At 30.1% G+C, this 13568-nt stretch carries 7 protein-coding genes and 1 tRNA gene; 2 read left to right on the forward strand and 6 right to left on the reverse strand.

All coding sequences use genetic code 11. The features are described 5' to 3' along the window. Positions 1-181: 181 nt before the first annotated feature. Together HX004_RS17510 and HX004_RS17515 are read right to left on the reverse strand one after the other, a co-directional pair. Positions 182-1027 (reverse strand): aminotransferase class IV, encoded by an 846-nt coding sequence (locus HX004_RS17510; protein ID WP_286444129.1) that lies wholly within the window; start codon positions 1025-1027, stop codon positions 182-184. Between the two features lie 54 nt (positions 1028-1081). Further along, a complete protein-coding gene (locus HX004_RS17515) occupies positions 1082-1468 on the reverse strand; it encodes an START-like domain-containing protein (RefSeq protein ID WP_286444130.1) in 387 nt (128 codons plus the stop codon). A gap of 147 nt (positions 1469-1615) precedes the next feature. Between HX004_RS17515 and HX004_RS17520 the strand changes: the two genes are divergently transcribed. Together HX004_RS17520 and HX004_RS17525 are read left to right on the forward strand one after the other, a co-directional pair. Further along, positions 1616-1689: transfer RNA gene (locus tag HX004_RS17520), tRNA-Met, on the forward strand. A 713-nt stretch (positions 1690-2402) separates the two neighbouring features. Next, on the forward strand, positions 2403-4181 hold the full coding sequence (locus HX004_RS17525) for an anti-phage dCTP deaminase (RefSeq protein ID WP_286444132.1): 1779 nt from the start codon (positions 2403-2405) through the stop codon (positions 4179-4181). Between the two features lie 782 nt (positions 4182-4963). Here the strand turns inward: HX004_RS17525 and HX004_RS17530 are convergent. The 4 genes from HX004_RS17530 to HX004_RS17545 form a co-directional block, all read right to left on the reverse strand. Continuing rightward, complete coding sequence (locus HX004_RS17530) at positions 4964-6652, reverse strand: hypothetical protein (protein WP_286444134.1); 1689 nt, start codon at positions 6650-6652, stop codon at positions 4964-4966. Positions 6653-6751: 99 nt separating this feature from the next. Further along, positions 6752-8644 carry an AAA family ATPase gene (locus HX004_RS17535; RefSeq protein WP_286444137.1) on the reverse strand — a complete coding sequence of 631 codons (1893 nt, stop codon included), beginning with the start codon at positions 8642-8644 and terminating at the stop codon, positions 6752-6754. A 150-nt stretch (positions 8645-8794) separates the two neighbouring features. Beyond that, positions 8795-10723 (reverse strand): UvrD-helicase domain-containing protein, encoded by a 1929-nt coding sequence (locus tag HX004_RS17540; RefSeq protein WP_286444139.1) that lies wholly within the window; start codon positions 10721-10723, stop codon positions 8795-8797. Continuing rightward, positions 10705-12789, reverse strand: a complete 2085-nt coding sequence (locus HX004_RS17545; RefSeq protein WP_286444142.1) for an ATP-dependent nuclease — start codon at positions 12787-12789, stop codon at positions 10705-10707. The genes HX004_RS17540 and HX004_RS17545 overlap by 19 nt, the downstream gene beginning before the upstream one ends. Positions 12790-13568 lie beyond the last annotated feature (779 nt).

Raw genomic sequence — 13568 nt, forward strand, 5'->3', positions numbered from 1 at the left:
AACAACGAACAACAAACAACGAACAACAAACAACGAACAACAAACAACGAACAACAAACAACGAACAACAAACAACAAACAACAAACAACAAACAACAAAAAAACCACCCCTACAAAGGAATGGTCATCTATTATTGATACTCTTCTGTTAACCGTTAACTGATCACTGTTAACCAAAAACCTACATCAATCTAATTTTTGCGTTCAATCGATCCAGCAAATCTTTAGCCACTTGCGTAGTGAAGGTTTTCTTTCTGTATTTGGTCACAGGTTGTATCCCTACAATTACATTGGTAATAAAGATCTCATCTGCCTTTTGCAATTCAAATGGAGAGATAGCCCCTTCTTCTAACGTATAATCAGGGTGTTTTCCGATCAGTTCAATGATTTGCTTGCGCATAACACCTTTTACACATCCTTCGTCTAATGGAGGGGTTTTAATTGTGTTTTGACTCACCACAAACAAATTGCCATTAACTGCTTCGATGATATTTTTCTTATCATTGACCAACAAACAGTTTTGATAATCATTTTCTGATGCGAAAATACTAGCTAATACATTGACTGCACGATTGGTTGTTTTTACCGTTGACAGTAAATTGGCTGCGACATAAAAGTCTTTGTACAGCTCTACTTCATAGGGTTGATCATGGAAGGTGTAAACCGCTTCTTCTAAAACTTCTGCAGTTGCTACAAATCCAATTGTTTTATTTTCTTGCGGCAGGTATTTTCCTGTTGCCTCTCGGTAAACAGTTAAGCGCACGCGAAATGCTTTTGCATCAGCTGTATGAGCCTCCACTGTTTTTATAATTTCTTCTTGAAAATTTTCTAAAGTAAAGAGCATGGGAATTTCCATGCGCATGATTCGCATAGAAGACATCAATCGAAAGTAGTGATCTTCAGCGAATAAGACTTTTTTATCTAAGACTCTCACCGTTTCAAAAACAGCGTCTCCATATAAAAAACCGCGGTTTTCTTCTATTGCAAGGGCTGTAGTAGAAACAAGTTTGCCGTTAACATTAATCATAGTTCTAATTTGTGATTACTATTAACGGCAAATATAAGTTATATTTTATGGAATTTAGGCAGATCCTAAGACTTGTTTTAAGTCCATGATCTGATTTTCCCACAATTGTTTTGATTCATTTACTTCGTCTGATTCAGCAAAGTCCGTCACGATGATTGTTACATCTTTTGTCAATTCATCGCGTATTATTTTTATTTCAAAGTAATATTCGGTATCATCTCCATCCTCATCTAACCATCTATATCGTACTCTTTCGTCTGTTTTTCGTGTCACTACTCTTGCTTTTTCTTCCGAATCCCCCCATATAAAAGAATAAACCTCTCCTCTTGAGTTTACGTTATCAGCAAACCATTCGCTTAATCCTGAGGGATCTGACACGTATTGATATAACAATTGAGGTGAGGAATTTATTGAAAATTCTAGTTCATATTTTTCTTTCATAGCTGTACTTAAAAAGTTATAATTCCTCGAATATAAACATATTTTGGTAATAAAAAAATATTTTTTAAGAAGCTTACTGTTTGCTTTATATAAAAATAATAGTAACTTTGCACTCGCATTCTAGAAATAGAATAAAAACCAACATTTGGCGAGGTAGCTCAGTTGGTTAGAGCGCAGGATTCATAACCCTGAGGTCACGGGTTCAACTCCCGTCTTCGCTACTACACAGGATATATCGAGAAAATTCTCATATATCCTGTTTTTATTTTCAGCCAATTCATTGTTAATCTGAAAGATACACTTCAGTAAAGTGTTAATTCGTGTGGTTCGATAAATTTCCCCATCAAACTCTAATTTTTCTGGAAATATCGAACCAATAATTTCTCTTTTGGTTTGAATACCTCCTTCAGTATCGAGTACACCAAGGTTTACCTTTATCTAGTCAAAAAGTTGACTGCTTAGATAACTAGAGATATAGACTCACTATTTAAAAACAGGTCTTTGATGCGTCTATTTAGCGTTTACTTATAGGTGTATAAACAGTATTCATATTATAAAAAACATTTTGTAAATATGTTGAAAAAGTTACCGAAAAGGTAACAGCAAGTTATGTTTTGAGGCACTCGAAATTGAGATTCAAGCTTTCAAAACGACTTGCTCTTGCAGAGAGCTAGAAAACTACTCCGAAGTCGATAGTTTGTAGATATACTCAAAATATTGAGGAGTTTGCGGATTTCCGTAATAATATTAGAAGAAAATTTTATATGTTCGACAAGACAAACAATATTACCTAATTGTTTTGCCATTCATAATAAGTTGGTTTAGTATGTATTTAATTTGCACAAAGCTAATTATAGTGGTTTCAAATTTAATGAAGTATAAATGTTATTTATTTCATTAAAAACAATGTTAGGTGGTATTTCAAAATTAAAATATGAACTTAAAATTTACCTCTGGGGATTTAATCGAATTAAAAGAAAAATTAAAGAATTTAATACCTGATGATTGGAAAGAAATTAATCCCAATACATTTCAAGTAAAAGTTAATGGAATTTCTATAAATTTTTACACAACTACTGGCACTATTCAATTTCAAGGAAATCCAGAAAAAGTAAAAAATTATGAAGATCAAGTTGGAAAAATTTTAAATGGAGAAAAATTAAGCATTTCGACTCCTTTGACACAAACTACAACAAAAGGTGAAGAGGCTAATGTAAAAGAAAAAAAATTTATTTCCCAATCCTACGATGATTCCGAAATTATTATAGGACTTGTCGGTGCAATTGGAACACAATACCAGGCAGTAAAAGACATATTAAAAAATAGACTAATAAATAATTTTAAATATGAGGTTGAAGAAATAAAAGTTTCAGAAGCTATAATAGAAAATTTACCTATATATAAAGCTCCTACTGGGCAAGGATCTCATCAATATGAGAGGATTAGCAACTTGATGAAAATTGGTAATCAAATTAGGGAAGATACTAGTAATAATTCAGTTCTAGCCTTAGGTGCAGCATCAATAATTAATGAAAAAAGAGAAGAAAAATCATACCGAAAAGCATATATAATAGACTCTATAAAACATCCAGACGAAGTAAAAGCACTTAAAGAAATTTATGGTCAAGGATTTTATCTTATTGGTGTTTATTCCGATATAAATCATCGGACTAAATATTTGGTTAATGAACTTAAATTAACTTCAGAAGAAGCAAATACCCTTATAAGTAAAGATGAAAGTGATGATGTTGGACATGGGCAACATACATCAGATACTTATCATTTGTCAGATTTTTTTGTTGATGTAAATTATAATAGTCAAGAATTAAAGCAAAATTTATTTAGGTTTTTAGATATTATTTTTGGTTCTCCACACTTAACTCCTTTATTCGAAGAATATGCTATGTTTATGGCTTTCACAGCATCATTAAGATCCGCAGACTTATCAAGACAAGTTGGAGCAGTATTGACAAAAAATGAAGACATAATTGCTACAGGAGCTAATGATATTCCAAAATATGGTGGTGGGTTGTATTGGCCTTATTACGATACTGAAAAAAACGAGTTTTATGACTTTCCTTTTGGGAGAGACTATACAAGAAGTTATGATTCAAACGTAATCGAAAGAAAAAAAATTATAGATGATATAATTAAGAAGTCAAGTGAAAAAGGGATTCCAACTGAAGAGTTAGAAGAAATACTAAATTCAAGTAGACTTAAGGATTTAATTGAATTTGGTAGAGTTGTTCATGCAGAAATGGAAACTTTAATGACTTGTTCTCGCAATAATATTTCATCAAGAAATAGTGTTTTATTTTGTAAAACTTTTCCATGTCATAACTGTGCTAAACATATAATTGCTGCTGGGGTTGATAAAGTATATTTCATTGAACCTTATCCAAAATCTAAGGCTCTTGAATTTCACTCTGAGTCAATAAAATCTGAAATTCCTGATCCAAATAATGTTTATAGTCAAGAATTTACTTATTTCATACCTTTCATAGGGGTTGGTCCAAGAAAGTTTTTCGATTTATTCTCATTAAACTCAGGTTCTGGTAGAACCATAAAGAGAAAAGATAAAGATGGAAATATTGTAATTTGGAATCCCGAAACAGCGAAACCAAAAATTCAATTATTACCAATTTCATATTTAGAAAGAGAAAAACAGAGTTGTGAAAACTATAAAAAACTTATCAATCAAGTGTCTCAATAAAAAACATCACATGATATGCTTTTCGTAAAATAGTTAATTTCTATTAAGATTGAAGCTTAATTTTATAAATTGCAAAAGTCAATTATATTGACTTTTTTCTTAAATTCAATCAATTAATTGGCTTGTACTCTAAGTTGAGTAGAATTGAAACTTTCTACCTCAAGTTCAGTCATATGATCCAATCCTCAAAACGTTGGTTTCAAAGCACTAACAGTCCAAAAAAATTAAACAGTAGGCAATGGGAATACGACCTAAAAGACATAATTACAATTGGCGGAATTTTCTTAACATTTTCTGTTGGGCTTACAGGTTTAATTATCGGAGTTAGAAATAATTATACATATCTAAATTATTGAAATCGTTCCAAATCCTTTAAAAAATATTTCGCTATATCTTCTACATCAGCTACTACATAAGGACATAGTCACGTGACTATGTCCTTTTTTATTTATCTACTTATATAGATACATACCTATAAAATTTTTAATACCCAACTACTTGTGGTCATGGTTTGGATTAACTCATATTCTCTGCTACTATTAGCCTCATGTACTTACGATATAATTTAATAATTCCAGCATGTCTAAGTTTTTTTATGATATCGTAATGCAATGAATATTACAGTTTGATTTACCCCACCTGTTTCGGACAAACTGTGCCTTTAATTGCATTTCGATTTGTGCCACTTAGACTAACACTTGTAGTTATTTTGGCTCAAAAAGTGCCGTATAATTTCCTTAAATACTACAAAAAGTCCTTTGTGGTATAATAACAAAATATAGCTATCTCAATTCAAATTTATAAAAATCCTCTGGTAAAGATTTTTCATTAAATTTTAAATTACCTGCCCAATAGAGTTTATCAAAATCACCTTGTTCGTATGGAGAAAAGGTTAAATAAATATCTTCATTTTCAGCTAATTTTTTAAAGTTGGATGGATTCTGTAAATAGCAAGCACACACATCAAGTTCATCGATAGAATACATTCTATCATGCATTTGCCTCCTATAATCCAAGAAATTCAAAAAATTATTGATGTGATTTTTCGATTTTATCTGTAGCGTTTTCAAAAATATTTCTAAATCATCAATATAAACAGACCAAGGATAATCAACATCATCTTCCTTCTCTAACAATAAACCTAAATCAGTCTGTAAACAACCGAATCTTTCTAGTGTTACAACAACTGAAAATACATTATTAATATTTAAAGGATTAATAACTTGTAATACTTTTTTACGATCATTTTTTAAATTAAAAACTTCCTCAGAATAAAAGAAATCTTCAACTCTCTTACATTGGTCAAAGCCATATTGAATGGCATTTTTAAAATCTGACTTTAATCTACCAATAGCCTTATCTACATCTCTAAAGGGTTCACGTAGCTTGGAAGCTTTGACTTCTACAATAATTGCATTTCCTCTATATAAGATTAACAAGTCTTGCTCTTGATTATCAATTACATAATAATTTTCAAAGAAATTGGAATCTTTACTAGCAAAGAAAGATTTAAACATATCATTCACTTTATCCTCCAAAGTATCTTCTCTATGTTTCCTTAATTTAACATTAGTACTTTTATTATTAAATAAATGAGCGTATAGAATTTTATAAATAGAAATAGGTAATTGTTTCCCGTACAAGCTTAAATAGTTGTCATCAGAAAGCTTCAAAAATGGTGTCGTTTCAAAAATACTTTCAGCAGTGTAATATCTGATAGAATTATCAGACACTGGTTCAATTGATACTAATTTTAAAAGTTTATCAACTTTTTGCGCATCTAACCTATGGTACAAATCAGATGATGAAAACATTAAAGATGCATATGATTTAGCATTAAAGGAATCGAAAGCTTTCTTAATATGTTCAGGTAGCATTTCATAAGAATCTGAGAAACATATAATACCTTGTTGAATTCTATCATTAAAATCTCTAAATTCTTTAGTAAACATAAACTCCATCGTTTGCTTACCACGAATTATGGAAATGAGCTCAATTTCCTTACAAACCTCAATTAAAAAATCAATATCAAAACCAAAATCTGAAATTATTTTTTCATCAAAGGGAGAAAACACTCTCCTTAATTTTTCTAAATCTTGTTCAACATAGCTTAAAACACCGTTATCAAAATGATTCCTAACGGCCATTTCGTGAATTACAGATTCTTTGGTATAATTATTTAAATCTTGCGGATATATAATTTTTTTAATTTCATCCAGTTTATCTGCAATTAGATGTAAATTATCGAATGGAAACTCAAACTTTTCCATTCCTTTTTTATCAGAAAATGCATTCAAAGAAATTAAGTAAAGAAAGTCTTTCAATTTAGAACCAAATCTATTTATTTCAATATCTGCCGCAGGATCAATATTTTTTTTAATAAAAAAAGCTAAAGATCCAGCAAAGCTTTCAGTGTCATATTGCGACACTAATTCTTGAAGCTCATCTATTTTACTTTCAATATCTATCATATCTTGCTAAATAATTTTTGCAGGTTACGTCCGTGTAAATAAAAAGGAGTTATTTGTATGAATAACTCCTTTACTATTAGTTTAAAAAAGTGATACTATTTATACAGATAAAAATGCATTAAAAAGATTAGTCCACTTATCTATATACTCTTGCGGTATTGCACCTGCTTTCTTACTTTTTAATTGAGCTTTTGCAGCCATAGATATTCCAACTTTCCAGCCTTTTTCTAATTCAATTCCATTTGAATCAGCAAATGTTTCTATTTGAGAAACTACTGGAATTTCTTTATTATAATTTTCTTCAAAATCTACTTCATCTAAAGAATTGAAAAGTCTGTCAACACCTTTTTTTATTAATGAAAATGGAATCAAATCTTCCACCTCTGATTTTTCAATTGCGGTATAATCTTTAACATCTAGTATTCTATTTTCAACCCCTTGGTACAAACCTGATAATAATCTTTTCTTCGCATCTTCGCCACTCTTATCAGAATCGATAATTAGATAAGGTATATCATCTGCCTTACTCGAAATCATACTCACAACACCTGGAACACCTTTTACACCACCTGATGGTACAAATACAATTTCTTGTTCCGGAGCAATAAGTTTTTCTCGAATCAAGAAGCCTTTAATGGCATTAAGATAAAACTGGTCAGATGGTCCTTCAACTACAATAGCTTGGCAACCTTGTAATAAAACATCTGAAACACTTAGTCCTAAAGCTGCGTGAACTGCATATATAGATTTTTCGTTCAGGGCATCACTACCTTGTCTTAAATTACTTGAAGCAACTGTATAGCCATCCTTATCCATAAAAACGACTCTGCATCTATCTATATTAGATGTATCAACAATAAATGGAGAATACGTTGTATTGATTATCTGATTGCCTTTTGACAAATTATCAAAAAATAAAGCAAGGTCTTTTTGTGCTAAAGGGTGTAAAGTAAGTCCCGCTTCATCAAGCAATAAAATTGCCCCTTTGTGTTGTTCTTGACTTTCAACAAGGAAGATTAAGTAAAAACTAATAAACCATTGAAGCCCTGTACTACGAAGTTCTAATGCTACTTCGTCCGTTCTTATACTATCAGATACCCAGATGCGGAAATAATCGCCATCTGCTTCAAACCTAAATTTATATTCTCCCTGTTTCCACCATTCTCTAAATTTCTTTGTCAAATCGCCTGAAGCTGACTGCAAGAGAATACTTCGTTCTTCCTTATCATTTTCTGCTTGCTTAATTTCCTCAGAAGTTGGTTGTGTATTACCATTTCTGCCATTCCTAAGCATTGCCATTTCTTTCGGATCTTGTCCTAGTTCCAAAATTTCTTTCGGGTCTAATTTCACAAATTCGAAAAGCACCCTAAGCGTACGAACCTGTTCCTCGTTTACATCTATTCCATCTACAGTTTCTCCATTTAGCCATTTGATAACATTTGGAAGATAGATTTTCGAAGATAAGTTTCCATAGTTTGAGTAATAGACAAATGGTGGTATTTCTGCGAGAATAGCTTTCTCCAAATCCAATTCAACAATTGGTACAATAATATCTTCTTCAATCGGTTCTTCGCCCTCTTCAAGTTCTTTAGTTACTTTTTCTGTTTTAGTCGATTTCGGGTTTCCACTTGGAAATTCAAATGCATAACTTCCATCATAAAAACGAGAAACTTTTACAGATTTATCTCCCTGAAGATTACATTCAACTTTAGATTCAATGCTCTTTATAGCTTCATCATCAAGCTCAAATTCCGCTGTAATAAACTTTACTTCTTCGGGAGTTTTACGATAATTACTAAGTTTAGAAACTGGCATATCGTGTAAAATGTCAATACTTCCTTCTCTTGCTGGATTTAGCTTCCATAAAGCCAAAAGTAAGTTTGACTTTCCAGCTTCGTTAATTCCAACTAACGTTGTCACATTATCACAATCAATCCAGCCGCTATCAAGAACTGACCGAAAATTTTCTACTTTGTATCTTTTTAATATCATAATAGTTATAGAATATTAGGTTATTAAATTATATATTTTTTTTCAATTGTTTTCCCTTCAAAATTTTCAACTCCTTACATACACTACTTTCTCTTGATGAGTAAGATCTTTTTAGCTTTTATATTGGCATGGTTTGATCTATAAATATTATCAAATTTGTATCACGTTATTATTTCCAAACCATTCTTTAGCTTTTGTTATTACTTGCGCACTTGGATTGTGAAAGAAAACCGATAAATTTTCTTTAGCCCTTGTACAACAAACATAAAATATCTTTTGAGTTCTATCCAATACAGTTGCCGATCCAGTTTCTAAGAAAAGATTACCAAAATTGTAATTATTCCAACCACCATTATCAAGTATGACTAAGACATTATCAAATTCTGCTCCTTTTGTTTTATGCTGTGTTGAAAACGGTGTTTGTCCTTCAAGGTATTCATATAATTTTTGAAATTCACTAAACTTAACATCCTTCACTCTATTATACAAATACTCTTTATTCTCTTTAAAAGCAATCAGCTTATCATCAATCAAACAAATTCTCTTTTCGTCAGCGTTATTAATAACTTGTTCAATCGTACTATTCCCTACATTCACAAGGCTTTCAATATTTTCTTTTAAGGCTTTTTTGCTTGCAATATTTGTTATTTTAAAATGATAATCTGTGGCTCTTAAAAATTCATTGTACTTTTTATTTTGATACAAAGAAATATTATTCTGAATTTTAAATAAATGTTTTATAAGATTATCTCTCTTTGAGCCCTTCTTATTTTCATCATCTTCATCTTGCTTTTTATCATCAAGTAATTGGTCTTTGTCAACATACATTTTGGAAAATTCAAGAAACTTTAATGATTTGGCATAATTGTACAATTCGGCATTACTTTCAATAAAAATCTGCATTGCATTTGTTGGACTAACAGCGTTTAAATCTCTGCCGCTTTTTCCTTGCTGTAATATTTCAATTACTTCTTCAAATGTATTGTCTGAAAAATCAATAGTTAGGTTATTATCTTTAATGTATTTCTTAATTCTATCTCTATAGCTTAATATGTGGTCTCTATCATAAATATCCATCAAGTTTCTAAAACCAGCCTTACCTGCTATTAAATTGTGAGTAAGGTTCAATTCTTTTGTTTGCTTTGAATTATTGAAATCCCAAGCATATTTTTCTGCTAAAAATTCTTCAACTTTATTGATATTCCCATCAGTCGAGTGCAGAAACAAAACCGTGCCTTGCTTTACTGCACCATCAATCATATTAGGGGCTTTCGGATCGGCAGATGGTTCTTGTGTTATTCCATCGGTACGAAGTTTATTCGCCAAATCAATAATAAGTTTAGGATTTCTTCTATTTTGCTTCTTTAGAATTTCGTTTACTTTTTCAGCTTCGACTCCTTTATAAACATCTAAGTTGCCAATACCATCTTCATAAATTGATTGCATAGCATCCCCAAAAAAACCTATGATATTCTTTCTTTCACTTTTCTTAAAATGTTCAAGGAATATTTCTACAACCACTTTGCTTGTATCCTGGTACTCATCTATGAAAATGAACTTATATTTATCTTTTACAATATTGCTAAGTTTGGGATATTTTTCAAAAAGATAGTTTGCTACAATAAGTAATTCATCGTGAGATATTATTCCTTCGTGTATTCTGACAAATTCTTTGTATTGCACTCCATCAGGCAAATCCGCAAAATAATTATCAGGAACGGGATTAACTTCTGTAATAGAAATTTTAGTTACTTCTGCATTATTTGCCAAGGAGATAAGAGCTCCTTTAAGCTCTTTTTGAAAATGTTTTATATTATCCCATAAGAAATCGTGTATCGTAGATACATTAAGATTTTTATGGTTTACCCTTTCTTCAATTTCTTTAACTGCTGCATTGGTATAAGTCATACATGCAACCTTAGCCGTTGGATTTTCAACTATCACCTGTCGAATTACATTTACTAAAGAATAGGTTTTTCCACTTCCAGCACCTCCACTTAATAGAAAATTTCTGCATTCATCAATTGATTGAAAAATTTCTTGTACTTCTGGTTCTAAATTCAATCTTCCTTCAACCATAATAATCCATTTTTAATATAAGCTGGAATATTCCAATTACTAAAATTTTCATCGCTATGATATAATATATCTAAGACGAAATGGGTTTTCTTTTTGATACATCTATCTGCTAACACATATGCATTATTGCTACCAACATCAAATAGTTTACGATTTTGTAACCCTTGAAATCTATCTTTCTTTTCATTTACAAATGCTCTGTTGATGTGGATAAATGCATCTTCAAAACTCCTTGCGTGATAATTATCCTCTTCCTGTTGATAGCATAAACATATTGTTGAATTCTCAATTTTTATTGTTCGTTTTGCAATTGGTAATTTTTTTAAATCATCCCAAGAAGTACCTGCTAAAAAATAAAGTAATGCGCTATTGCTCGTTTCAACTCCTAGCCTTACTTCACAGGCTTCAATAACTGGATTATTTTGACTATCTTTATTACCAATATCTCCATTGGAATCAATATCTGTGATTATTAAAGTTTTAATACCTAAAAATTCAATAAACTTATCAAATATTTGAGAATATGCACCTACTTCAATGATAGATATATTTTGAGAAAGCAGAGGCAGAAATGCATCTTCATCATTTTCAGCTAATAATCTAGCTTTCTCTTCTACATCAACTTTACGCATAAAGGTTGGTATCAAAATTCTTTCGGTATCTCCCTCAATAAGAATAGCTTTATCAGCAAAAAAAATTTCAGCTCGACTAATCGTTAAGTATTGCTTCAAAAATTGATATTGTTTTGAATCCTCTTCGTATTGGATTCTTAAATCTTTTAGATTTCTAGCAATAACATTATTTTTTGCAAGTGCTTTCAGATATTTTATATCATCAAAATCACTATCAGCAACAATGTGCGAAGAATGCGTTGTAATTATATATTGTAATGGGCGGTGTATTCTGTCGTCTTTCTTAATACCATCACCAAGAAGTTTCTTTATATTTTTTATAAAAACATATTGCATTTGAGGATGCGTATGCGCTTCTGGTTCCTCAATAATCAATAAATTAATATCAGCTGGTTTTTTATCTTTATCACGCTTAAAATCCTGAACAAGAATTTCAATTTCGAAAATCATACTTATAAGGTTCATATACCCTAAACCATTATAATGCTCAGGTAATTTATGATCATCATGAGTATATACAACTGTCGTATTACCTTCAAGTAGTTCTCTATGTTGTAATGTAGAAATAATTGCTATATCAGTATCATTAAATCTCACACCACCAAAATCTTGAACCTTTTTGATTACATCTTTAAATAAATCTTTATAAATATCACTCAATATATTGTCAGTTTCAGAAAGCTGATCTATAAAATTTTCAGTTGCTTGACTCTTGTCCGTATTATCTTCTTGTTTTTTATAAATACTTGAAGTTTGTCTTGATAATGTATTTTCTTTTTCTTTATTTGTTACATCTCTTTTAGCACTTATGTACTTAAAACTGATAATATCCTTCAAATTGATATTTTCTTTAACAAGATCAATCGGTGTAGTTTCAGTAATTTCCTTTATTATTGTATCAAATTCAAAAGAATATTTGTGGATTTTAAAATAATCTTCTAAATTTTGTTTTAAAAAATCTTTTAAGCTCTTTGGTTTGTATGTGTTCTTCTCAGTATACTTTAAATTTTCTCTCGTTTCGAAGGTTTTATAATCGGATTTTAATTTTAAAAAATCCTCATAATGCAATATGAATTCAAAACCTAAAACAATATTGTTATTGTCAGGGTCTAAATCCATCAATACTCTGCTAACATTAGATAAATCATCAGTTTCATTATATTCAATATAAAGTTTAAGTTTAATCCCTTTTGATGCGAAGGCTTCAGGAACATCATTAGATATAATTAAATTTTCTAATTCATTTTTAAAATCTATATTAAAGTCATCGTAATAAAATTTAGTTTTTTCATTTAAAAATTTATCCAGAACTGAAAGAATTGAAGTTTTACCGGTATTATTCTTACCAATGACTAAAGATAGTTCATCTTCTAAATCCATTGAAAATTGTTTGAGTAATCGAAAATTTTCAACTTTAATTTGTTTTATTTTCATAATGCTGATTTATAACATATAATTACTTTATTTACTATTTATCCTTAAAACCTCACCATTTTATATTTACTTTAATCTAATAACCCGTTTTTAACGTTAGGTAAAATGGTTTATATCACTTTTGTAAAAGTATTTGAATCTTCCCCTCAAATATTACGGTTTTCCGTAGCATGAACAAGTTTTATTTAATTATTGCTAATATTAACATAAAATCAAATTTAAGTAAAATAATATAATGCTCCTCTAGTTAGTAAGACAATCTCAATTTAGTTTTTTGTCATTCAAAAGGAATGCAGAAACGTAACTTTTTATTTTGGCTGTTAAGGTGTGTAAATAAAAGAAGAAGAATTAATTTGTTTAGATTAAATTGGTTTTGGTTTTCTTTTTAATAACGAAAAAATAAAAAATATTTCTATTCAAAAACTGTCTATTAAGAAAACAGATAATTCATTATATTTTGTTAAGCAAAAGAACGATTAATATTATATAGAATTAGCTGTATTGAAAATAGAAGAAGGCAATCAATAAAAAATAAAAGAGAACTTCCTATTCCTTTATAAGATAATACAATATTTAGTATAATATAAAACCTACATCTCAGACTAAGATATAGGTTTTTTATTTCATCTCATACTTAAAACAATTCCTAAAAACGTTCTAAATCCTTAATAAAATATTTCGATATATCTTCTCCATTGGCTACGAGGGTGTCCCGTGAACTGTGTCATTAAAATAATTGTATAATAAAATATGTACATTAGTAAAATGAGCAGAGAACA

It is taken from the genome of Myroides sp. 1354, from assembly GCF_030324495.1.
Taxonomy (GTDB): domain Bacteria; phylum Bacteroidota; class Bacteroidia; order Flavobacteriales; family Flavobacteriaceae; genus Flavobacterium.

Excerpts from the sequence above, each read along its gene's own strand:
- HX004_RS17510 (WP_286444129.1), bottom strand. The coding sequence starts at position 1,027 with ATGATTAATGTTAACGGCAAACTTGTTTCTACTACAGCCCTTGCAATA.
- HX004_RS17530 (WP_286444134.1), bottom strand. The coding sequence starts at position 6,652 with ATGATAGATATTGAAAGTAAAATAGATGAGCTTCAAGAATTAGTGTCG.
- HX004_RS17525 (WP_286444132.1), top strand. The coding sequence starts at position 2,403 with ATGAACTTAAAATTTACCTCTGGGGATTTAATCGAATTAAAAGAAAAA.
- HX004_RS17515 (WP_286444130.1), bottom strand. The coding sequence starts at position 1,468 with ATGAAAGAAAAATATGAACTAGAATTTTCAATAAATTCCTCACCTCAA.
- HX004_RS17535 (WP_286444137.1), bottom strand. The coding sequence starts at position 8,644 with ATGATATTAAAAAGATACAAAGTAGAAAATTTTCGGTCAGTTCTTGAT.
- HX004_RS17540 (WP_286444139.1), bottom strand. The coding sequence starts at position 10,723 with ATGGTTGAAGGAAGATTGAATTTAGAACCAGAAGTACAAGAAATTTTT.
- HX004_RS17545 (WP_286444142.1), bottom strand. The coding sequence starts at position 12,789 with ATGAAAATAAAACAAATTAAAGTTGAAAATTTTCGATTACTCAAACAA.